Here is a 20,828-nt window from a genome sequence, read left to right as displayed (position 1 = left end):
AGGATTAGTCCTTGTCCTGATCTTTGTCTTGGCTCGCGGTCGCCGATAGGCCGAGCAGACCGGCGAGCGAGCGCTGGTGGCCGGTGTCGATGGTGGCGTAAACGCTCATGCCGGCCTTCAGCTTGCGTACGTATTTGTCGGTCTCGTCGAAATAGATGCGGATCGGCACGCGCTGCACCACCTTGACGAAATTGCCGCTGGCGTTCTGCGGCGGCAGGATCGCGAATTGCGCGCCGGTGCCGGGCGAGAGCGAGCCGATCTTGCCCTTGAAGGTATGGTTCGGGAACGCGTCGACCTCGAGCGTGACCGGCTGTCCTTCGGTGACGTAGGTGAGGTCGCTCTCCTTCGGATTGGCGTCGACCCAGGGATGGGCCACGTCGATGATGGAGAACACCGGCGTGCCGGCGGCGACGTAGCGGCCGAGCTGGATCTGCTCGACCTGTGTTGCCACGCCATCCATCGGCGCGCGCAGCACGGTGTGGTCGAGGTTGCGCTGGGCATCGTCCAGCTTGGCTTTCGCTTGCGCATACGCGGGGAATTGCTCCAGCGGCAATTCGGGATTGCCGAGCAATTGCGTCCTGGCGTTGGAGAGTTGCTGCTTGATGTATTGCGCCTGCGCGCCGGCGGTCACCAGTGCATTCGATGCGTTGTCGAGATCGAGCTGCGAGCCGTAATTGTTCTTCACCAGCGCCTGCTTGCGCTCGACGTCGCGCTGCTTCAGGTCGACGCCCTGCTGGGCAAGATTGAGCATGTCACCGTAGATCTTGATGTTGGCAACAAGATTGTCATAGGTGATGCGGGCTTGGGCGAGTTGCGCTTTGGCTTCTTCCAACGCATGACGGAACGGAGCGGGGTCGATCTCGAACAACTCGTCGCCGTGCTTGACGACCTGACCTTCCTTGACGACGACCTTCTGGATTTTGCCGGAGATATCAGGGGTCACCAGCACTTTCTGCGCGCCGACATAGGCGTCATCAGTGCCGACGTAACGGCCGCCATTGAGATAGAAGGTGAAGCCGGCAACCGCGACGACGAGCGGCAGCACAACCAGGAGCAGCACGCGGCGATAGCGGCGCAGGCCCGCCACCAGGCGGCGGCGCGGATCGGTGCCGGCTTTCTTGGTGGGCTTGCCGCCGTCGATTTTCTGCTCGGGCTGGAACTTGAGAACCTGATCAGCCATAGCGTTGCTCCTTACGCGCTTGTTCCGCTCCGCTGCTCTGGATCGCGGACCGCACGTTTTCCTTGATTGTTTCGAGTTGGGTGAGGAGGCGATGGGCGTCCGCCGGAGTGATGCCGTCGAGCGCGTTGGCCGTGAGCTCGGACTTCAGCCCGCTCATCCGCCCGAGCAACTGCCGCCCGGCCTTCTTCAGGTACAGCCGCTTGACGCGGCGATCCGAAGGATCGTTGCGTCGCTCGATCCAGTCGCTGTCACAGAGTTTGTCGATCAGGCGCGTCAGCGTGATCGGCTGCACCTCGAGAAGCTCGGCGAGTTCCGACTGCTTCATGCCTTCGCTGCGCTCGACCTTGGCCAGCACCGCCCATTGCGCGCGGGTGATGCCGAAGCGCGAGGCTTCCTTGTCGGCATAGACCCGGAGCAGGCGATAGAGCTCGGCGAGCGTAAACAGGAAGTTCTGGTCCACGGGCCCTGCGCTCATGAGCTTGGTCTCCAATAAGCTTGCAATATAATAAGCAAGCTTATGATTATTTCATGGCGGGTTTGCGGGACGCTGTCCCGCAGGCCGAGCATGGCTGCTGGCCGCATCGCCGGTCCTGCTTTGGGTTCCCCTTTCGAAATGCTAGAACGCCGGTCGCATGACCCTCGCAAAACCGGCATTTCCCGCGCCCGATCACGATCACGGCCGCTGCACCGCGGATGCGCTGGCGCATGCCGAGGCCGTTTGCGGAGAGCGCGCGCAGAAATTCACGCCTATACGCCGCCATGTATTGGGGGCGCTGCTCTCGAGCCACCGGCCGCTCGGCGCCTATGAGGTCATCGACGAACTGGCGAAGTCGATGTCGCGGCCGGCGCCGATCACGGTCTATCGTGCTCTCGATTTCCTGATGGCCAACGGCCTCGTGCACCGGATCGAAAGCCGCAACGCCTATCTCGCCTGCGCCGCTCACGACCACGACGCGATCTCGGCGGTGACGTTCCTGATCTGCGAGCGCTGCGGCCTGGTCGGTGAGATTCCGTCGGCATCCTTCGCCAAGGACCTCAACGTCGCCGCGCGCAGCTCAGGCTTCGCTCCCAAATTGTCGGTGGTGGAAATCACGGGCGTTTGTGCGCATTGTCAGAAAGCCGCATAGAGCAACAACGGCGCAAAGCCGGTTTTTAGGAAGAAATGTCCTCACCTCAAGCCATACCGTCCGCCGGTCGTCCCCTCAGTGCCGGCGCCATCGCCCTGATGCTCATGCTGTGCCTGACCTGGGGGTTCAACCAGATCGCCGTGAAGCTGGTGCTGCCGGACATTCCGCCGATGCTTCAGGCCACGTTCCGCTCGATGGGCGCGCTGCCGGTGCTGTTCATCATCGGCAGCTTGCGCGGCGTTAAATTCTTCGAGCGCGACGGCACCTGGAAGCCCGGCGTGATCGCCGGACTGATGTTCGGCATCGAGTTCGTGCTGATCTTCCAGGGCCTGCGCTTCACGCCGGCGTCGCGGGCGGTCGTGTTCCTCTACACCGCGCCGTTCTTCGTCGCGCTCGGCTCCTACCAAGTGCTCGGCGAGCGACTTGGTGGGACGCAATGGCTGGGGCTCGCCATCAGCTTTGCTGGTGTCGCGCTCGCGATCGGCGTGCCGCAGCCCAACGTCGATCTGCATGTTCTGCTCGGCGATCTCATGATCGTCGGCGGCGCGGCGCTGTGGGCGGCGACCACGCTGGTTGCCAAGGGCACGCGGCTGCGCTTCGCGGCGCCCGAGAAGGCGCTGGGCTATCAGGTCGCGACCTCGATCCCGATCCTGGGGCTGGCCGCCTGGCTGTTCGGGGAGACCATCCCCCACACCCCGTCGCCGCTGTCGCTGGGCCTGATGGCCTTCCAGGCGATCTGGGTCGTGGGAACCACGTTCACGCTTTGGTTCGCGCTGGTGAAGACCTATTCGGCCAGCAAATTGTCGGCTTTTACCTTCATCACCCCTTTGTTTGGCGTGGTGGGTAGCTATTTCATCATGCACGACACGCTGAACCTGACATTCGGGGCTGCCGCCGTCCTTGTCATTGCTGGGCTTTTTCTGGTTAACCGTCCCAGTCAATCCGCTGCGGCGCCGCGCGATGCATTGCTGAACGTCACCAAAACCTGATATTTGGACGCCATGAACAAGCTCGAAAAAACCATCGATTCCGACGTCGCGGGCCCCGCGCCCCGGCACAAGACCACCCAGGTCAAGGTCGGCGACGTTGCCGTCGGCGGCGGCGCGCCGATCGTCGTGCAGTCGATGACCAACACCGACACCGCCGATATCGACGGCACCATTGCCCAGGTCGCAGCGCTCGCCCGCGCCGGCTCCGAAATGGTCCGCATCACCGTGGACCGTGAGGAGGCCGCCGCCGCCGTCCCGCACATCCGCGACGGCCTGCTCAAGCGCGGCATCACCACGCCGCTGATCGGCGACTTTCACTATATCGGCCACAAGCTGCTCGCGGCCTATCCGGCCTGCGCCGAGGCGCTCGCCAAATATCGCATCAATCCCGGCAATGTCGGCTTCAAGGACAAGCGCGACACCCAGTTCGCCGACATCATCGAGATTGCCAACAAGAACAACAAGCCGGTGCGCATCGGCGCCAATTGGGGCTCGCTCGACCAGGAGCTGCTGACCAAGCTGATGGACGAGAACGCCGCGTCCGCCGATCCGCGCGACGTGCGCGCGGTGACGCGCGAGGCCATGGTGCAGTCCGCACTGCTCTCGGCCGCGCGCGCCGAAGAGCTCGGCATGCCGAAGAATCGCATCATCCTCTCGGCCAAAGTCTCGGCCGTGCAGGATCTGATCGCGGTCTATCAGGATCTCGCCAGCCGTTCCGATTACGCGATCCATCTCGGCCTGACCGAGGCCGGCATGGGCACCAAGGGCATCGTGGCGTCCTCGGCCGCGCTCGGCATCCTGTTGCAGCAGGGCATCGGCGACACCATCCGCATCTCGCTGACGCCGGAGCCCGGCGGCGACCGCACCCGCGAAGTGCAGGTCGGCCAGGAGCTCTTGCAGACCATGGGCTTCCGCACCTTCGTGCCGCTGGTTGCGGCGTGCCCCGGCTGCGGCCGCACCACCTCGACCACCTTCCAGGAGCTGGCCAGCTCGATCCAGGGGTTCATCCGCGACGAGATGCCGACCTGGAAGACGAAATATCCCGGCGTGGAAGAACTCAACGTCGCGGTGATGGGCTGCATCGTCAACGGCCCCGGCGAATCCAAGCACGCCAATATCGGCATCTCGCTGCCGGGCACGGGCGAGGCGCCGGCTGCCCCGGTGTTCGTCGACGGCAAGAAGTTCCGCACCCTGCGCGGCCCGACCATCTCCGCCGACTTCAAAGCACTCGTGATCGACTACATCGAGCAGCGCTACGGCCAGGGCGCCAAGGTGCCGGTGACCGCGGCGGAATAGTTCTGCTCCAGATCAGGAATCGTAGGGCGGGTTAGCGAAAGCGTAACCCGCCTTATTTTTGCGGGCGCGAAGTGGCGGGTTACGCTTCGCTAAGCCGTCCTACATTGCTACGATGCTCCCAAGCAAGAATGCATCGGGAGACACGCCATGAGCTCACTCGCCGGCAAGCAGGGCCCGCGCTATCGCCACGCGACGGACGACGGCGCGCCTTACGAGACCATCGCGGTCGAAAAGCTGACCCCGATCATCGGCGCGGAAATCTCGGGCGTCGACATCGGCAAGCTCGTCTCCGACGATGCGCGCTCCAACCGGCAGATGGACGAGGTCCACCGCGCGCTTGCCGAAAACCTCGTCATCTTCTTCCGCGACCAGCACATCACGCCTCAACAGCATCTCGCCTTCGGCCGCAAGTTCGGTGAGCTGCATTTCCATCCCGCCGCGCCGCATGAGGATGAAGACCCGGCCCTGATGAAGATCTATGCGGATGCGAATTCGCCGCGGGCCAATGGCGAGGGCTGGCATTCCGACGTGTCCTGCGATCACGAGCCGCCGATGGGCTCGATCCTCTACATCAAGCAGTGCCCGCCGCGCGGCGGCGACACGCTGTTCGCCAACATGTATGCGGCCTACGAGGCGCTGTCGGACCGGATGAAGGCCTATCTCGACGGGCTGACTGCGTTGCATGACGGCGAGCCGATCTATCGCGGGCTCTACGCCAATTACGGCGTCGCCGACCGCCCGTCCTATCCGAGTGCCGAGCATCCCGTGGTGCGCACGCATCCGGTCACCGGCAAGAAGGCGCTCTATGTCAACCGCGGCTTCACCCGGCACATCAACGGCATCCCGCGCGACGAGAGCGAGGCGATGCTTGCCTATCTCTACCAGCACGCCGAGAATCCGCTGTTCCAGTGCCGCTTTCGCTGGACAGAGAATGCCATCGCCTTCTGGGACAACCGCTGCACCCAGCACCGCGCGATGTGGGATTACTGGCCGCACACGCGCTCCGGCACGCGCGTGACGGTGAAGGGGGAGCGGCCGGTTTAACCGGCCTGCGCGCCGCGTTCCGCGTTGACGTCTTCCCGCGTCCGCGCCAATCTTGCCGGCAACAACGACCGTCGGGAGGATTTTCCATGCTCCGCGCCGAGGACAACAAATTCCTGACCGAGTCGGGCTCTGGTACGGGCATGGGCGAATTGTTGCGCCGGTTCTGGATTCCTGTGCTGCTGTCCGAAGAACTCCCTGAACCCGACGGCGAGCCGAAGAAGATCATCGTTCTCAGCGAGGAGCTGCTCGCCTTCCGCGATACGCGCGGCGTTGTCGGAATCATCGATCAGTACTGCCCGCATCGCGGCGCCAATCTCTGGCTCGGGCGCAACGAGGAATGCGGCATCCGCTGCGTCTATCACGGCTGGAAGTTCGACACCGACGGCCGCTGCGTCGACATGCCGACGTCCTATCCCGACCTCAATGCCAAAGACCTCATCCGTATCAAATCCTATCCGGCGCGCGAATGGGGCGAGATGATCTGGGCCTATATGGGTCCCGCGGATGCGATGCCCGAGCTGCCCGATCTCGAAATGGCACTGCTGCCGGCCTCGCACCGCTATGTCAGCAAGAAATGGCAGGACTGCAACTGGGTGCAGGCGCTGGAAGGCTCGATCGACACCGCGCATTTCACCTTCGCCCATCTCTCCTTCGACAAGGAGGAGAACGAGATCCTGGACATCAAGAAGCATTTCGTGAATCCGATCGCGCGGATGTCGAGCGATCACATGCGCTGGATCGCGGAGGATCCGCGTCCCGTGATCAAGATCGCCGCGCACGCGGCGGGCCTCACCATCGCCGGCGGGCGGCTCACCGGCGGCGACAACATCTACTGGCGCATTGCGCAATTTCTGATGCCGTTCCACGCCTATGCCCCGAGCGCGATGCCGGGTGAGAACATCTTTGGCCAGACTTTCGTGCCCGTCACCGACACCAATTGCTGGATCTACACCTATGCCTGGAATCCGGAGCGGCCGCTGACGCAAGCCGAGCGCGACGTCTTTGACCGCGGCAACGGCGTGATCGCGGAGGTTGGCGACAATTACGTGCCGCTGCGCCACAAGGGCAACGACTATCTGATCGACCGCAAGCTGCAGAAGACCAGGAGCTACACCGGCATCAAGGGCGTCTCCGAACAGGATGCGGCCGTGCAGGACAGCCAGGGCCCGATCGCCGACCGCACCCGCGAGCATCTCGGTCCGACCGATCTCGGTATCATGCATTTCCGGAAAGTCGTGATGGAGCTGGCGCGGGCGCTTCAGCAGGGCGAGCCGCCGCCGCACGCCGCGCATCAGGATCGCTACGCCGTGCGCTCGGGCGCCTGCGTCACCAGTAAGGCCAAGGACCTTTCCGCGGTGATGCTGGAGCGATTCGGTGACGTCACGGGCTTTGTCGGCCGACCGCGAATCGCGGCAGCGGAGTAGCGCTTGCGGCAGCCGCGCAGCATCATCGCAAGTCTCGTCTCGACGCTGGTCGCGTCGATCTTGCTATGGTCGCTGGCGCCTGCAGGCTCTGGTCATGCTGCTATCGCGCGGAAAATCGCGAAACCCAAGCCGCAGCACGCGCCGGTCAAGTGTGAGATGTCGAAATTCCGGATCGTCGTGGATGTCGGGCACACCGCGGACTCCTACGGCGCGTTGAGCGCGCGCAACGACACGGAGTTCGGCTTCAACTTCCGGCTTGCAAGTCTGATTGCGGCGAGGCTCAGGGCCGAAGGCTTTGCCGCGACCCGGCTGCTCGTCACCGACGGCAAGGCGCGACCGAGCCTGTTCAAGCGCGTCAGCACCGCGAACGATGCCCGGGCCGATCTCTTCCTGTCGATCCATCACGATTCTGTGCCGGACAAGCTGCTCGGGAATTGGGAGTTCGACGGCGCGAACAGCTATTTCAGCGACCGCTTTTCGGGCCACTCTCTGTTCGTGTCGCAGCGGAATCCGCACTTCGCCGCCAGCCTGATGCTGGCCCGGATGATCGGCAGGCAGCTGAAGGAGCAGGACCTGCACTATGCCAGCCAATACACCCTGCCGGTGATGGGCCGCTACCGGCGCCAATTGCTCGACAAGGATGTCGGCGTCTATCGCTATGACGGGCTCGTTGTGCTCTCGCAAACCCGCAGCGCCGCAGTGCTGCTCGAAGCGGGCTCCATCATCAACCGCGACGAGGAGATGGCGATGAACTCCCCGGAGCGGCAGGAGATCATTGCGGGCGCCGTGGCGGTGGCGATGAGGGAATTTTGCGAGAGGCGGTAGTTCGCGCCCCTAGCAATGACGGGAATCTATAGCGGCCCTCCCCGGTACTCCCGGTTTGCCAAGCTTGCCTCCTCCAGGTCCAGATCGCGCTCGATCCGCCGCCGCGTCTCGTCGGTGATCTGGCCGTCGCGCAGCAGCTCGTGGATGAACTTGCGCTCGGCGGCGATCAGACCGCGGGTCAGTGCGGTGCCGGCGGCGGAGACGTCGTGGTGGGTGGGATCGAGCGAGTCCGGCAGCTGGTTGACCCGGATCTCGTGGCGGGCGCGCAGGAGCCGCATCACCTCGTCGGACACGTCCTTTTCCTCGGTCAGCGCGTCGAGCGACTTTAGCGCCGCGTCGAGGGCCTGGCGCCGTGCCGCGATCTCGGCCTCGTGCTCGGCGGCATGCTCGTTGCGACCGGCTTCCGCGACACCGAGCCAACGAACCACGGGGGCAGCGTGAGGCCGACGCCGATCAGTGTGATGAAGATGACGCCGAACGCGACGAACAGGATCAGGTCGCGAAACGGAAAGGCCTCGCCGCCCGGCAGCGTGAACGGCAGCGCCAGTGCTGCCGCCAGCGACACCGCGCCGCGCACGCCGGTGAACGCAAGCACGAACGGCCATTGCCATGGTGGTGACGGATCGCGCGCACGCAGCGACTTGCTGAGCATTCGTGGCAGATAGGTCGCGGGATAGAGCCAGGCGAAGCGCGCGATCACGACCACCGCCAGCACCACGGCAGTCGCAATCATGATGTCGTCGAGCGGGAACGCCTTCGATTTCTCGTAGAGTGCGCGCATCTGGAATCCGGTGAGCAGGAACAGCAAGCCCTCGATCAGATAAATCACGAGGTCCCAGAAGAAGATGCCTTGCAGGCGCGTCGATGCCGAGATCAGCAGCGGGCCATTCCAGCTCACATAGAGGCCACAGGCGACGGTGGCGATCACGCCGGAGCCGCCGAGATGCTCGGGCAGCCAGTAGGACACGTAGGGCGTGATCAGCGACAGTGTCAGCTCGACCTGCGGGTCTCCCGACCATTTGCGGAACCGCAGGGAGAGCCAACCGACGCCGATGCCGAAGGCGATCTCGCCGGCGACGATGAGCAAGAACTCGCCGCCTGCCAGAGGCAGCGAGAATTGCCCGACCATGATTGCGGCGAGCGCGAAGCGGTAGAGGATCAGAGCGGTGGCATCATTCGCGAGCCCTTCGCCTTCGAGGATGACCATCAGCCTGCGCGGCAGATGCAGCCGGCGCGCGATCGCGAGCGGCGCCACCACGTCGGGCGGCGCGACGATGGCGCCGAGCAGGAAGCCGATCGTCCAGGGCAGGCCGATGAAATAATGCGTGGCGGTTGCGACCAACGCCGCGGTGAAGATCACCGCACCGACCGCCAGCAGCACGATCGGGCGAAGATTCTTTTTGAACTCGCGCCAGCTCATCGCGACGCTCGCCGAGTAGATCAGCGGCGGCAGCACCATCAGCAGCACCAGTTCCGGCGGCAGTTCGACCGCTGGCATGCCCGGCACGAAGGCAAGGCCGACACCTGAGAGCATCAGCAGAATGGCGGGCGCGATGTTGAAGCGGCGCGCGACAAGCGCGGTGCCCGCCAGCACGGCGAGCAGGATGAGAAAGGTCTGAAATTTCGCTTCCATGATGGTCTGTCTTCACCCGGAAGCGGTCGCAAGGTCAATGCGTGCGGCTTTACGCCAGCCGTTCGGCCACCATGCGGCCGATGCGTGCGAACACGGTTTCGATCTGCGCCGCGCTCGGCGTGCCGCCCTGGGTATAGGCCGCGATCAGGATCGGTGCATCGGGCTTCGTATCGGGCTTGGGCCAGGCCACCGCGATGTCGCCGGATGCGTCCTTGCCGTTGTTGCCGGTCTTGTCGCCGATCTTCCAGCTTGCGGGGAGCCCGCCACGCAGCCGGTTCGCACCGGTCTTGCAGCCCACTAGCCACTCCGTGAGCTGCGCGCGCGAGGTGGCCGACAGCGCCTCGCCCGTGAGCAGCCGGCGCAGATTGCCTGCCATCGCCGCCGGCGTCGTGGTGTCGCGGGGATCGCCGGGCGGTGAGCGGTTGAGCTCGGGCTCGTTGTGGTCGAGCCGCGAGGCGGTGTCGCCGAGCGACCGCCAGAACGCGGTGAGTGCGGCGGGACCGCCGATCCGCGCCAGCAATAAATTGGCGCAGGTGTTGTCGCTGAGCTCGACGATCGCCTTGCACATCTCGGTGACCGACATTGCGCCGGCGGCAATGTTCTGCTTGGCGACCGGTGCGTACTCCAGCAGGTCGGCCTTGCCGTACGGGATCATGGCCGCAAGCTGATCCTCGCCACGATCGACCCGCGCCAGGACGCATGCCGCCAGCGAAGCCTTGAATGTCGAGCACATGACGAACCGTTCGTCGGCGCGCCAGGCGAGCCTTGCGCCGGTCGCGAGGTTCTCGGCATAGACCCCGATCCGGCCGCCACTCTCGCGCTCATAGGTTTCGAGCTCAGGCTGCGCGTCTGCGGCGAGCGCGGGGGAGGCGGCGATCCAGTACAGCGAGGCGAGCAGCGAACGGCGGTCGAGAAGCATGGGGGACCTTTTGAGCGAGACGGGGCGGGGGAGAGATGCGGCATGCACTCCATCCGCATCGTCATTGCGAGCGCAGCGAAGCAATCCAGTCTTCCTCCGCGGAAAGACTCTGGATTACTTTGCTTCGCTCGCAATGACGGAGGATGTGGGACGAGTGTGCCCGATTTCGGGCAGCGGAAGCCCTCACTCTCGCAGATCATACCGGTAAGACTTCGATACGATCTGCCAGCCGTCGGCGAGCTTCATAGCCACCAGATAGTCCGTGAAAAAACGCGGCGGCAGTTGGCATCGGACCTTGATGAAGGCGGTCTTGTCGTCCGAACGGTCAATCGTGACGATGAAATCCTCGCGCGGCTTGCCTTCGGCCTTGCCGGAGGGGCGCTTGCGCACGCGGTCGAGCCAGTCCGGCACGGTCAGCACCTGCAGCTCGCCCTTCTCGACCCAGCGCAAATCGGCGGAGGGATGGAAGATGGCGCCGAGCTTTTCGGCATCACCCTCGTAAAGTCCGTCGAAGTAAGATTGCACGACGGCTTCGACGCTCGAACGGTTCTGGCTCATGGGTCATCCCTTTGAATGATGGCTCAGGGCGAACTTAGTCGTACACGTCAAAATGCGCTATGGTGTCCGTACCATTTGCTGGGACGCTGTGATGACCGGATCAGAGAATTCGAACGCTCCCTTCCTGATCGGCGAATGCTGCTGCCGCGCCGTGCGCTACGAGGTAGCGGACGCGTTCTCCTATGCGATGAACTGCCATTGCTCGAATTGCCGCCGCACCACCGGCGCTGCCTTCAAGCCGTTCGCCGGCATCGAGCAGGGCAAGCTCCGCATCGTCAGAGGCGAGAACCAGCTCACCATCTACGGTGACGAAACCACCCACGACGCCCACTGCGCCCGCTGCGGCTCGTTGCTTTATTCCCGGGTGCGCGACGGAAAATGGGTCCACGTCGCCATGGGAACCCTGGTCGATGCCCCCTCGATCCGACCGAGCGCCCACATTTTCGTGGGGTCGAAGGCGCCCTGGCACGAGATTACGGATAATCTGCCGCAATATCGGGGCCACATCGGGGATGTCTGAGGGAACCTGCTGCGCACCTGTTTGGCGGCGAACCGCGGCCGGACTGGCGCGACGAACAAAGGGGACCTTTCGGCTTGCCGCCGGCGCCATCTTCGTGACCTCCGTTACAAGCGTCCGCGACGGACCCTGCTAAAGCCGTCCCAAAGGGCGCGAACCGCCCCGAAATCGGAAGTCGTGTCATGCGCAAATTGCTCAGACTTTGCCCAGTCCTCCTCGCCGTCGCGCTGCTATTCGGCGCCGGGCCTGCTTTCGCCGGAAAGCGCGTCGCGCTCGTGATCGCCAACTCCGCCTATCAGCATGCGCCGTCGCTGACGAACCCCGTCAATGACGGTTCGGTGATGGCCCGGACGCTGAAGGAGGCCGGGTTCGACATCGTCGATTCCCGGCACGACCTGACGGCGCAGGAAACCCGGCGTGTGCTGCGCGAATTCGCCGACCGGACCCGCGATGCCGATATCGCCGTGGTCTATTATGCCGGCCACGGCCTCGAGGTCGAAGGCTCGAACTATCTGATCCCTGTCGACGCCAAGCTGGAGCGTGACACCGACGTCTTTGACGAGGCGCTCTCCCTCGACCGCGTCCTGGTCGCGGTCGAACCGGCTAAGCAGCTTCGCCTGGTGATCCTGGATGCCTGCCGTGACAATCCGTTCGGCAAGACCATGAAGCGCACGATCGCCTCGCGCGGCGTCGGCCGCGGCCTCGCCCAGGTCGAGCCGACCAGCTCGAACACGCTGATCGCCTATTCGGCCAAGGCCGGTTTCACGGCGCAGGATGGCGACGGTGCGAACAGCCCCTTTACGGTGGCGCTGTCGAAGCATCTGACGAGGCCCGGCCTCGACGTCCGCCGTGCCTTCGGCTTCGTGCGCGACGACGTGCTCAAGTCGACAGGTAATAAGCAGGAGCCGTTCGTCTATGGCTCGCTCGGCGGCGAGGACGTGCCGCTGGTGCCGGTCAAGGTGACCGCTGCGGCTGCCGCTGCGCCCGCGCCCAACCCTCAGGCCGACATCCGCCGCGATTACGAGCTCGCGCTCCAGGTCGGCAACCGGCCGGCGTGGGAGGTCTTTCTCGCCCAACATCCCGACGGCTTCTATGCGAGCCTTGCCAAGCTGCAACTCGAGAAAATCGGCGCCGAGCAGGCTCATGCGGCGGCCACCGAGAAGGCGAAACAGGCCGAGGCCGAGCGCGATCGTCTTGCCGCACTTGGCGCGCAGAAGGATACGCAGGCCAAGGCAGCCGCCGATGCGGAGGCCGCCGAGCAGATACAGCTTGCGGCGCAAAAGGCCAAGGAGCAGGCGCAGCAGCAGGCGGCCGCTGCCGAGCAGCAGCGCGTCAATCTCGCCGCCGCGGCGCCGAGTGCAGCGCCCGCCAGCACGGCGGGCCCCGCCGGCACCAACGTCGCCTCGCTGACGCCGGCCATCGCGCCGGCCGATCTCAGCCGCTCGGTACAGACCGAGCTCGGCCGCGTCGGCTGCTTCTCCGGCGCCGCCGACGGCAACTGGACGACATCCGCGCAGCGGTCGTTATCGCAGTTCAACCGTTATGCCGGCACCAAGCTCGACGTGAAGGTGGCGAGCACCGATGCACTCGACACGGTCAAGTCGAAACAGTCGCGCGTCTGTCCGCTGGTTTGCGAGCACGGCTTCAAGACCGACGGCGACAAATGCACCAAGATCGTCTGCCGTGATGGCTATGCGCTCAACGACGACAACGAGTGCGAGAAGCAGCGCGCCGCCAAGCCTGCGACCGCCAAGCCTGCGACCGCCAAGCGGGACGACGGCGACGAGCGTCCCGCACGGCAGCGTCGTCAGGCCGGCGGTGAGGCTGCCGGAGCGGCCGGCGGCTTTGGTGGCGCTGCGGGCATCGCTGCTGCCGCTGGCGCCAGCCGCCGCTCGAGTGGGCAACAACAGTGGCTGTCGTGCGGTCAACCGCGGCTGCCATCTCGAATATCGCGGCGGCGGCGGCCCGGGCAACGATGGCAATGCCGAGGTCTGTAACTAGGATTGCGGAAATGAGTTCAGGTCGAGATCGCGCTCGCCGCGATGTTGACCGTCAGCGCCAGCAAGGCCGTGTTGTAGATGAATGAGACGATGCCGTGCGCGCTGGCGGTGCGGCGGATGGTCTTGTCGGAGATGCCGACATCGGAGACCTGCGCGGTCATGCCGATCACGAACGAGAAATAGACGAAGTCCCAGTAATCTGCGTGGTCTTCCTTGTCGCCGCTGGGAAACTGAAGGCCGCCCGGCGTGGCGTGCCGGTAATAATCATGCGCGTAATGCAGAGCGAAGATTGTGTGCACGGCGGCCCATGACAATACGATGGTGGTGATTGCGATGCTCAGCTCCAGGCCGCCGCGATGCGGCGTTCCAAGCTCGGAGACGATCGCGGCGATGCTGGCGAAGGCGCCGATCGCCGTCACCAGCAGGATCACGAAGCGACCGTCGTCCTGCATCGCTGCGGCGCGGCGGATGTGCTGGTGGTCGTTGCACAGCATCATCGCGTAGACCAGCACCAGATAAACGGCGATCAACGCATCCCAGCCGAACAGAAGCCGCGTGACCAGCCGGTGCGAACCCGGGATGAGCAGGCAGACGAGAATACCAACGGCAAGCGACATGAACGTCCGCGGACGCGCATAAATCAGCCGCATCGGCCGCGACATCTTGCGAAAGCGGGCGAGGGCGGGGTCTTCCTTGCTGCCGCCCGCCATCGCGCTATCAGCTCTTCCGTTCGGCCACGAACCGCGCAGCCGCTTGCAGCACGGCGGCCCGTTCGCCGAAGATCGACACGGCGCTGTCGGCGCGCGCGAGCAGATCGCGCACGCGCTGCTTGGCGCCTTCGATGCCGAGCTGGGTGACGAAGGTGGTCTTGCCGAGCGCTGCATCAGCGCCGGCAGGCTTGCCGAGCGCGGCGGCATCGCCTTCGACGTCGAGCAGGTCGTCGGCGATCTGGAAGGCTTCGCCGAGCGCGCGGCCGTAATCGTCGAGCGCCTGATATTCCTTTTGCGAGGCCTGGCCGAGGATCGCGCCGGCGATGCAGCCGTAGCGCAGCAGCGCGCCGGTCTTCATCTGCTGAATGCGGGCGACGTCGATCGGCTCGTTGCCGCCAAAGCGGCCTTCGCCGGCGAGGTCGAGAATCTGGCCGCCGACCATGCCGCCGATGCCGGCGCAGCGCGCGAGTGCGCGGGTCAGCAAAAGCCTCACATTGGCGTCGCGATGAATCTCGTCGCGGGTGATGATGTCGAAGGCGAGTGTCAGGAGGCCGTCGCCGGCGAGGATCGCGGTCGCGTCGTCGGTCTTCTTGTGCAGGGTCGGGCGGCCGCGGCGCAGGTCCGAATTGTCCATCGCCGGCAGATCGTCATGGATCAGCGAATAGCAGTGGATGCATTCGAGCGCCGCACCGACGAGCAGCGCGGCTTCGCGGGACACGCCGAACACGGCCGCGCTCTCGACCACCAGGAAGGGCCGGAGGCGCTTGCCACCGTTGAGGCTCGAATAGCGCATTGCGTCCATCAGTCGCTTGGGCCGGGCGATCTCATCGGGCAGGATGTCGTCCGACAGCAGGCGCCCGAGCAGGGCCTCGGTGTCATCAGCGGTCTTGTCCAGACGTTTGGCGAAATCGGACGGGGACGTGCCGGTCATCAAGAAGGGCTCCAGAACTAAAATTCGGCGGGACAATCCTTTATGCGCCCGCCTCAGTCAATCGTTTGGAAGGCCTAAAAAGTGCTGGAAAAGGCCCGAATTATCACAGACTTAATGCCGGGCCCGTGGCCGCGTTTCGTTCTGCGCCGGAAAGGTTGATTTGCGCGTCGTCAAAACCCTTCTCCTGGTGCTCGCGGTCGCGGCTCTCGCGCCCTATGTCGTCGCGCCGTTCTACCGTGCCGGCCATCCCGTTTCGACGCTGATGATCTGGCGCTCGCTGCGGGGTGCGCCGATGCAGCGGGAATGGATCGATCTGGCGGCGATGTCGCCCTCGCTGCCACGCTCGGTGGTGGCGGCCGAGGACGCCCATTTCTGCAAGCATCACGGCATTGACTGGGGTGCGCTGCGTGAGGCGATCGACGATGCGAAGGAGGACGGCACCCCGTTCCGGGGCGCTTCCACCATCACCCAGCAGGTGGCGAAAAACCTGTTCCTCTGGCAGGGGCGGGACTTCGTCCGGAAGGCGCTGGAATTCCCGTTGGCGCTGTGGATCGATCTCGTCCTGCCCAAGGCACGGATCCTGGAGATTTACCTCAACATCGCCGAGCTCGGCCCGCAGAGCCAGTTTGGGGCCGAGGCCGCCAGCGCCTATGCCTTCGGCAAGTCGGCGGCGAACCTCTCCCCCGGGAGGCCGCGCTTCTAGCCTCTATCCTGCCGAATCCGGTCAAACGCAGCGCCAGGACGCCGGGACCGGGTGTCCGGCGGCTGGCCGGGACCTATGTGGCGCGAGCGCAGGCGAGTTCACTTTCGACCTGCTGGCGGGAGAATCGCTGATTTCCGGTCCTTTTCGGGCGCATTTTCCGGCCCAGAGCCCTAGATTTAAGGCAGGCCTTCCTCTATAAGCCCGGCCTTGACCGGCATTCAGCTCGCCTCGGTTTGCGGGTGCTGAGCCGTCCCCTCGCGGACGATGCCCCAAAACACCAATCCCTAGAGGATATTGAAATGGCCGTTCCGAGAAGAAAAACCTCGCCGTCCCGTCGTGGCATGCGCCGCTCGGCAGACGCCATCAAGAAGCCGACCTATGTGGAAGACAAGGATTCCGGCGAACTGCGTCGTCCGCACCATCTCGACCTCAAGACCGGCATGTACAAGGGCCGTCAGGTCCTGAAGAAGAAAGAGTCCTGAGTTCGGGACCTTTCTGTGGGCAGGACGATCGGGCCTGCCTGATTTCGGTCCACCCATGAGATATGACAGTGACGGCGGCGGAGCGAATGCATCGCCGCCGCATTGTCCTGTCTGGATATCTTGATCGAGAAGGCATTTCGCCGATGGTCGGTTTCCCGCTGCTCCTGATCCCGCTCGCGGTCTACAACATCATCGCATTCCTGATGCCGAGCGTGTCCTTTGCGGACGTGCTGTTCAAGGTGCCGATGATCACGGGCGAGGCCTGGCCGGTCACGCTCGCCGACGTGATGCTCGCGCTAGGTATCGTGCTGCTGCTGCTCGAAGTGGTCAAGGGCGCGCGGCCCGGCTCGAAATTCCTGATGGATCATCTGCTGTCGCTGATCGTGTTCGGCGCGGCTGCGGCCGAATTCGTGATGTGGCCGAAATTCGGCAACTCCACCTATTTCCTTCTGGTGCTGCTCGCGATGGCCGATTTCCTCGGCGGCATCGCCCAGCGCACCCGCCGCCGCGTCGCTTATGTCGCTGAAACGACGGTGCCGGCGCCCCGCAAGACCAAGCGCCAGGCCGAGACGCCGGCGGATGAGTTCGAGCCCAAGTTCGAGCCAGTGTCCGCTCCGCGACCAGCTCCGGCGGAGCCGCCCGCGCCCACGGCACAATCGGTCGCCGAATCCGTGCTGATGGATCACCCGGCGCCGAAGCCTGTGAGTGCGCCCTCGCCGGAAATTCCCTCGCCGCATTTGCAGCCGGGCAACGGCACCCAGCCGTCTCCCGACGCGCCGCGCTGATTCAAGCCACCTGCCGCGTGCGCGCGCTAACGCTCGGAAGCGGGCGCTTGCTGCCATAGGCGACCTGCGCATCCTCGGAAGACGCGCGGCGGAGCCGGCTCGCCTGGGGCAGATGCTCGGCATTGGCGATGAGCTGGGCGACGAAGCTGGGATCGGGGCGTGGCAGCGGGGCCTTGTGGACCCACTGCAAAACCGGCATCAGCGGCACCAGGGCCGAGCCTGTGCCGTTGTCCGCCACGTCCAGTTGACCAGTACTCAACATCGCAATCACCGTTGACCGGCCTAGATTGTCGCGTTTCGAGACGCTGGCGCCGGTGCGTGTCATGTACTCGCAAGGCCTATGCCGGGTGAGCCGCTTCGGTTCCTGCGAGCGAGGAAACGTGGTTTCCAAATTGTTTATCAACTTTGCCTAGGGTCAATGGCGAATCTGGCTTTATCCTGTGCCGGCTCAGGACTCCCCGCTGTCCCGAAACGAGGCGATTTTGACCCCCGCATTGCCGCAAGCCTCCGACATCCTGGCTGCCCTCGGCCAGGCCGTGTTCGCCTGGGACATCGCCAGCGATGCCATCGTCTGGGGTGAGCAGGTCAGCGCCATCTTTCCCGGAATTCCCGCCGAACGGCTGGCCACCGGCGCCGAATTCGCCAGGCTGATCGAGCCCGCGCAATCAATGCGGACTGCCGCGCTGGCACAGACCTCAGCCGTGCATGGCGCCGACGGCACGCCCTACCGGGTCGAGTACGGCGTGCGCATGAGCGCCGCCGATCCCATGGTCTGGATCGAGGAGACCGGCCGCTGGTTCGCCGGCCCCGACGGCCGCCCGGTGCGTGCGATCGGCTCCGTCCGCATCAACAATGAACGCCATGCCCGCGACGAGGAACTGACGAAGCTGGCCCGGCTCGATCCGCTGACCGGCGAGCTCAATCGCTCGCATCTGATCGCCGCGCTGGCCGAGGCCATCGAGGAGACGACCCGTTTCCGCTCGACCGCGGCCTTCATGCTGGTCGGCATCGATCATCTCGCGCGTGTCAACGAGGCCTTCGGCTTCGACGTTGCCGACGCCGTGATCCTCGACGTCGCCACGCGCATTCGCGCGCGCTTGCGCGGCGGCGACGTGCTCGGCCGCTTCTCCGGCAACAAGTTCGGCCTGATCCTGAAGAACTGCACCGTCGATGACATGAACGTGGCTGCCGAACGTTTCCTCGCCGGCATTCGCGACGAGGTGGTGCCGACCAAATCCGGACCGGTGTCGGTCACCGCCTCGATCGGCGCGGTCAGCCTGCCGCGCTATGCCCGCAACGCCGATGAAGCCGTCAATCGCGCCCACGAGACCCTGGACACCGCGAAACAACGCCGCGTCGGCTCGTTCGCAGCCTGGCGCCCGGATGCCGCGCGCGACGCCCAGCGCCGCGTCAACATCCGCGTCACCGACGAGATCGTCACCGCACTGAATGAGCGCCGCATCAAGCTTGCCTATGAGCCGGTAGTTGCCGCCCTTTCGCGCGACTGCGCCTTTCACGAATGCCTGGTGCGGATGGACCAGGGCGACGGCCAGGTGCTGCTCGCGCCCGACATCGTGCCGGTTGCGGAACGCCTCGGCCTGATCCGCCTGGTCGATCACCGGGTGCTCGAGCTCGTGGTCGCCGAGCTCGCGGCCGCGCCGGACATCTGCCTCAGCCTCAACATCTCGCCCGACACCACCATGGATCCGGATTGGTGGGCGGGAATCGAATCGCTGATGCGTGCCCATCCCGGCGTCGCCGAGCGGCTGATCGTCGAGATCACCGAAACCGTCGCGATCCAGGACATCGACGATGTGCGCGGCTTCGTCACCCGGCTGAAGAATTTCGGCAGCCGCATCGCCATCGACGATTTCGGCGCCGGCTACACCTCGTTCCGCAATCTGCGCAAGCTGGGCGTGGACATCGTGAAGATCGACGGTGCCTTCGTGCAGAACATCACCCGTTCCGCCGACGACCGCGCCTTCGTGCAGACCCTGATCGACCTCGCCCGCCGCCTCGACATCAAGACGGTGGCCGAATGGGTGCAGGACGAAGAAGCTGCGAACATGCTGCGCGACTGGGGCTGCGACTACATCCAGGGCCGCCTGATCGGGCTCGCCTCAGCCGACCGCCCCTGGGGTGCGCCGCCACCGGACAGCGTGCTGCCCGCGGCAGGCTGAGACACCTGCCGATCCCTCACGCGCCCTCATCCAGCGCCACGAGCTCGCGCTTCTTGCGCAGCGCGGGTAATAGCGGCGCCATCAGCAGCACCAGCGCGAGCGCAAGACACGCTGCCGAGATCGGCCGCTGCACGAAGGTCCAGAGGTCGCCTTGCGACAGGATCAGCGACTTGCGCAGATTGTTCTCCATCATCGGTCCCAGCACGAACGCCAGCACCAGCGGCGCGGGCTCGAAGCCGAGCTTGCGCATGAAATAGCCGATGATCCCGAACGCGATCATCACGTAGACGTCGAACACATTGTTGCTCGAGCAGTAAACGCCCAGGATCGTGAACAGGATAATCAGCGGGAACAGGATGTTGTAGGGCAACTTGAGCAGCTGCACCCACATGCCGATCAGCGGCAGATTGAGGATCAGCAGCATGACGTTGCCGATATACATGCTGGCGACGATGCCCCAGAACAGGCCGGGGTTTTGCGTGATCAGTAGCGGCCCCGGTTGCAGGCCGTGGATGACGAAGGCGCCGAGCAGCAGTGCCATCACCACATTCGGCGGGATGCCCAAGGTCATCAGCGGAATGAACGCGCCGCCGGCCGCCGCGTTGTTGGCGGATTCGGGACCCGCTACGCCCTCGATTGCGCCATGGCCGAAGCGCTCCGGCGTCTTCGACAGCCGCTTCTCCAGCGCATAGGACGCGAACGAGGCCACCACCGCGCCGCCGCCCGGGAGAATGCCGAGCAGGAAGCCAAGTAACGTGCCGCGCGCCACCGGGCCGGCGCTCGCCTGCCAATCGGCCTTGTTGGGCAGCAGCTGCGTGATTTTGGCGTTGATGATGTCGCGTTTGATCACCTGCTCGGTATTGAACAGCACCTCGGCGACGCCGAACAGGCCCATCACGACGGGGACCAGTCCTATGCCGTCGATCAGCTCCATGCGGCCGAATGTCAGCCGCGGCTGCGCGGTGATGCTGTCGAGCCCGATCAGTCCGAGCACGACGCCGATACATGCCATCAGAAGCGCTTTCGGCATCGATCCCTGCGTGAGGAAGGTGAGCACGACGAGGCCGAGCACCATCAGGCTGAAATATTCGGCAGGGCCGAACGCGATGGCGATGTTGGCGAGCCGAGGCGCCACCAGCATCAGTGCAACGAGTGAAAATGTGCCGGCGATGAACGAGCCGAAGGCTGAGATGCCCAGCGCGGGGCCGGCACGACCCTGCTTCGCCATCTGGTGGCCGTCAATACAGGTCACGACGGAAGCCGCCTCGCCGGGAATGTTGACCAGGATTGAGGTCGTCGAGCCGCCATACATCGAGCCGTAATAGATTCCCGCCATCATGATGATGCCGGATTCCGGCGTTCCTGACAGTGTCACCGGAAGCAACAGAGACATCGCCGAGATCGGCCCGATGCCCGGCAGCACGCCGACCAGCGTGCCGATGAAGACGCCGATGAAGCAGTAGAGCAGGTTGATCGGCAGGAGAGCGACGCCAAACCCATGCGCGACGTTGAGAAGCGTATCCAT

The 20,828-nt window shown here is 64.8% G+C and carries 18 protein-coding genes and 3 pseudogenes; 12 read left to right on the top strand and 9 right to left on the bottom strand.

From position 1 onward, the window contains the following. Window positions 1-4 precede the first annotated feature (4 nt). Window positions 5-1,180, bottom strand: coding sequence for an HlyD family secretion protein (locus AB3L03_RS16270; RefSeq protein WP_368508905.1), 1,176 nt, complete (start codon window positions 1,178-1,180; stop codon window positions 5-7). After that, the gene (locus tag AB3L03_RS16265) at window positions 1,173-1,655 is read right to left on the bottom strand and encodes a MarR family winged helix-turn-helix transcriptional regulator (RefSeq protein ID WP_368508904.1); all 483 of its coding nucleotides are present in this window, start codon (window positions 1,653-1,655) and stop codon (window positions 1,173-1,175) included. Before AB3L03_RS16265 ends, AB3L03_RS16270 begins: the two co-directional genes overlap by 8 nt. A 157-nt stretch (window positions 1,656-1,812) precedes the next feature. On the opposite strand from AB3L03_RS16265, the gene AB3L03_RS16260 reads away from it, so the two are divergent. From AB3L03_RS16260 to AB3L03_RS16235, 6 genes are all read left to right on the top strand, one after another. Next, complete coding sequence (locus AB3L03_RS16260; RefSeq protein ID WP_368508903.1) at window positions 1,813-2,307, top strand: Fur family transcriptional regulator; 495 nt, start codon at window positions 1,813-1,815, stop codon at window positions 2,305-2,307. Window positions 2,308-2,342: 35 nt separating this feature from the next. Next, window positions 2,343-3,296 carry a DMT family transporter gene (locus tag AB3L03_RS16255; RefSeq protein ID WP_368508902.1) on the top strand — a complete coding sequence of 318 codons (954 nt, stop codon included), beginning with the start codon at window positions 2,343-2,345 and terminating at the stop codon, window positions 3,294-3,296. 12 nt (window positions 3,297-3,308) lie between these two features. Further along, entirely contained in the window at window positions 3,309-4,592 is a 1,284-nt protein-coding gene (ispG, locus tag AB3L03_RS16250; protein WP_231189567.1) for a flavodoxin-dependent (E)-4-hydroxy-3-methylbut-2-enyl-diphosphate synthase, read from the top strand. 147 nt (window positions 4,593-4,739) lie between these two features. Further along, complete coding sequence (locus tag AB3L03_RS16245; RefSeq protein WP_204513101.1) at window positions 4,740-5,636, top strand: TauD/TfdA family dioxygenase; 897 nt, start codon at window positions 4,740-4,742, stop codon at window positions 5,634-5,636. A gap of 86 nt (window positions 5,637-5,722) precedes the next feature. Continuing rightward, window positions 5,723-7,060 (top strand): Rieske 2Fe-2S domain-containing protein, encoded by a 1,338-nt coding sequence (locus AB3L03_RS16240; RefSeq protein ID WP_204513102.1) that lies wholly within the window; start codon window positions 5,723-5,725, stop codon window positions 7,058-7,060. 3 nt (window positions 7,061-7,063) lie between these two features. Further along, window positions 7,064-7,885, top strand: coding sequence for an N-acetylmuramoyl-L-alanine amidase (locus tag AB3L03_RS16235; RefSeq protein WP_204513103.1), 822 nt, complete (start codon window positions 7,064-7,066; stop codon window positions 7,883-7,885). 26 nt (window positions 7,886-7,911) lie between these two features. On the opposite strand, the pseudogene AB3L03_RS16230 reads toward AB3L03_RS16235, so the two are convergent. From AB3L03_RS16230 to AB3L03_RS16220, 3 genes and pseudogenes are all read right to left on the bottom strand, one after another. Continuing rightward, window positions 7,912-9,518, bottom strand: a pseudogene (locus AB3L03_RS16230) (Na+/H+ antiporter). 49 nt (window positions 9,519-9,567) lie between these two features. Further along, window positions 9,568-10,437: a class A beta-lactamase gene (bla, locus tag AB3L03_RS16225; RefSeq protein ID WP_026233052.1), complete on the bottom strand. Its 870-nt coding sequence runs from the start codon at window positions 10,435-10,437 to the stop codon at window positions 9,568-9,570. Window positions 10,438-10,620: 183 nt separating this feature from the next. Continuing rightward, window positions 10,621-10,995, bottom strand: a complete 375-nt coding sequence (locus AB3L03_RS16220; protein ID WP_007598116.1) for a nuclear transport factor 2 family protein — start codon at window positions 10,993-10,995, stop codon at window positions 10,621-10,623. A 91-nt stretch (window positions 10,996-11,086) separates the two neighbouring features. Between AB3L03_RS16220 and AB3L03_RS16215 the strand changes: the two genes are divergently transcribed. Together AB3L03_RS16215 and AB3L03_RS16210 are read left to right on the top strand one after the other, a co-directional pair. Beyond that, a complete protein-coding gene (locus tag AB3L03_RS16215; RefSeq protein ID WP_018455918.1) occupies window positions 11,087-11,515 on the top strand; it encodes a GFA family protein in 429 nt (142 codons plus the stop codon). A 179-nt stretch (window positions 11,516-11,694) separates the two neighbouring features. Further along, window positions 11,695-13,513, top strand: a pseudogene (locus tag AB3L03_RS16210) (caspase domain-containing protein). Window positions 13,514-13,529: 16 nt separating this feature from the next. Here the strand turns inward: AB3L03_RS16210 and AB3L03_RS16205 are convergent. Then, entirely contained in the window at window positions 13,530-14,222 is a 693-nt protein-coding gene (locus AB3L03_RS16205; RefSeq protein ID WP_368508901.1) for a DUF1345 domain-containing protein, read from the bottom strand. Between the two features lie 7 nt (window positions 14,223-14,229). Then, window positions 14,230-15,153, bottom strand: coding sequence for a polyprenyl synthetase family protein (locus AB3L03_RS16200; RefSeq protein ID WP_085361935.1), 924 nt, complete (start codon window positions 15,151-15,153; stop codon window positions 14,230-14,232). A 160-nt stretch (window positions 15,154-15,313) separates the two neighbouring features. Here AB3L03_RS16200 and mtgA point away from each other — a divergent pair. From mtgA to AB3L03_RS16185, 3 genes and pseudogenes are all read left to right on the top strand, one after another. Beyond that, window positions 15,314-15,987: pseudogene (gene mtgA / locus AB3L03_RS16195) on the top strand (monofunctional biosynthetic peptidoglycan transglycosylase). 168 nt (window positions 15,988-16,155) lie between these two features. Continuing rightward, window positions 16,156-16,338, top strand: coding sequence for a 50S ribosomal protein L32 (rpmF, locus tag AB3L03_RS16190; protein ID WP_007598106.1), 183 nt, complete (start codon window positions 16,156-16,158; stop codon window positions 16,336-16,338). Between the two features lie 143 nt (window positions 16,339-16,481). Next, entirely contained in the window at window positions 16,482-17,123 is a 642-nt protein-coding gene (locus tag AB3L03_RS16185; protein ID WP_026233053.1) for a hypothetical protein, read from the top strand. A gap of 1 nt (window position 17,124) precedes the next feature. On the opposite strand, the gene AB3L03_RS16180 is transcribed toward AB3L03_RS16185, so the two are convergent. Further along, window positions 17,125-17,385, bottom strand: a complete 261-nt coding sequence (locus AB3L03_RS16180) for a hypothetical protein (protein ID WP_026233054.1) — start codon at window positions 17,383-17,385, stop codon at window positions 17,125-17,127. Between the two features lie 220 nt (window positions 17,386-17,605). Between AB3L03_RS16180 and AB3L03_RS16175 the strand changes: the two genes are divergently transcribed. After that, the gene (locus AB3L03_RS16175; RefSeq protein ID WP_368508900.1) at window positions 17,606-19,303 is read left to right on the top strand and encodes an EAL domain-containing protein; all 1,698 of its coding nucleotides are present in this window, start codon (window positions 17,606-17,608) and stop codon (window positions 19,301-19,303) included. Window positions 19,304-19,319: 16 nt separating this feature from the next. Here AB3L03_RS16175 and AB3L03_RS16170 read toward each other — a convergent pair whose 3' ends face one another. Then, on the bottom strand, window positions 19,320-20,828 hold the full coding sequence (locus tag AB3L03_RS16170) for a tripartite tricarboxylate transporter permease (RefSeq protein WP_204513107.1): 1,509 nt from the start codon (window positions 20,826-20,828) through the stop codon (window positions 19,320-19,322).

Source organism: Bradyrhizobium lupini, assembly GCF_040939785.1.
Lineage (GTDB): Bacteria > Pseudomonadota > Alphaproteobacteria > Rhizobiales > Xanthobacteraceae > Bradyrhizobium > Bradyrhizobium canariense_D.
The sequence above is the reverse complement of the archived record's forward strand: the minus strand, read 5'-3'. Positions and strand labels throughout refer to the sequence as shown.

Excerpts from the sequence above, each read along its gene's own strand:
- AB3L03_RS16270 (WP_368508905.1), bottom strand. The coding sequence starts at position 1,180 with ATGGCTGATCAGGTTCTCAAGTTCCAGCCCGAGCAGAAAATCGACGGC.
- AB3L03_RS16265 (WP_368508904.1), bottom strand. The coding sequence starts at position 1,655 with ATGAGCGCAGGGCCCGTGGACCAGAACTTCCTGTTTACGCTCGCCGAG.
- AB3L03_RS16260 (WP_368508903.1), top strand. The coding sequence starts at position 1,813 with ATGACCCTCGCAAAACCGGCATTTCCCGCGCCCGATCACGATCACGGC.
- AB3L03_RS16255 (WP_368508902.1), top strand. The coding sequence starts at position 2,343 with ATGTCCTCACCTCAAGCCATACCGTCCGCCGGTCGTCCCCTCAGTGCC.
- ispG (WP_231189567.1), top strand. The coding sequence starts at position 3,309 with ATGAACAAGCTCGAAAAAACCATCGATTCCGACGTCGCGGGCCCCGCG.
- AB3L03_RS16245 (WP_204513101.1), top strand. The coding sequence starts at position 4,740 with ATGAGCTCACTCGCCGGCAAGCAGGGCCCGCGCTATCGCCACGCGACG.
- AB3L03_RS16240 (WP_204513102.1), top strand. The coding sequence starts at position 5,723 with ATGCTCCGCGCCGAGGACAACAAATTCCTGACCGAGTCGGGCTCTGGT.
- bla (WP_026233052.1), bottom strand. The coding sequence starts at position 10,437 with ATGCTTCTCGACCGCCGTTCGCTGCTCGCCTCGCTGTACTGGATCGCC.
- AB3L03_RS16220 (WP_007598116.1), bottom strand. The coding sequence starts at position 10,995 with ATGAGCCAGAACCGTTCGAGCGTCGAAGCCGTCGTGCAATCTTACTTC.
- AB3L03_RS16215 (WP_018455918.1), top strand. The coding sequence starts at position 11,087 with ATGACCGGATCAGAGAATTCGAACGCTCCCTTCCTGATCGGCGAATGC.
- AB3L03_RS16205 (WP_368508901.1), bottom strand. The coding sequence starts at position 14,222 with ATGGCGGGCGGCAGCAAGGAAGACCCCGCCCTCGCCCGCTTTCGCAAG.
- AB3L03_RS16200 (WP_085361935.1), bottom strand. The coding sequence starts at position 15,153 with ATGACCGGCACGTCCCCGTCCGATTTCGCCAAACGTCTGGACAAGACC.
- rpmF (WP_007598106.1), top strand. The coding sequence starts at position 16,156 with ATGGCCGTTCCGAGAAGAAAAACCTCGCCGTCCCGTCGTGGCATGCGC.
- AB3L03_RS16185 (WP_026233053.1), top strand. The coding sequence starts at position 16,482 with ATGGTCGGTTTCCCGCTGCTCCTGATCCCGCTCGCGGTCTACAACATC.
- AB3L03_RS16180 (WP_026233054.1), bottom strand. The coding sequence starts at position 17,385 with ATGTTGAGTACTGGTCAACTGGACGTGGCGGACAACGGCACAGGCTCG.
- AB3L03_RS16170 (WP_204513107.1), bottom strand. The coding sequence starts at position 20,828 with ATGGATACGCTTCTCAACGTCGCGCATGGGTTTGGCGTCGCTCTCCTG.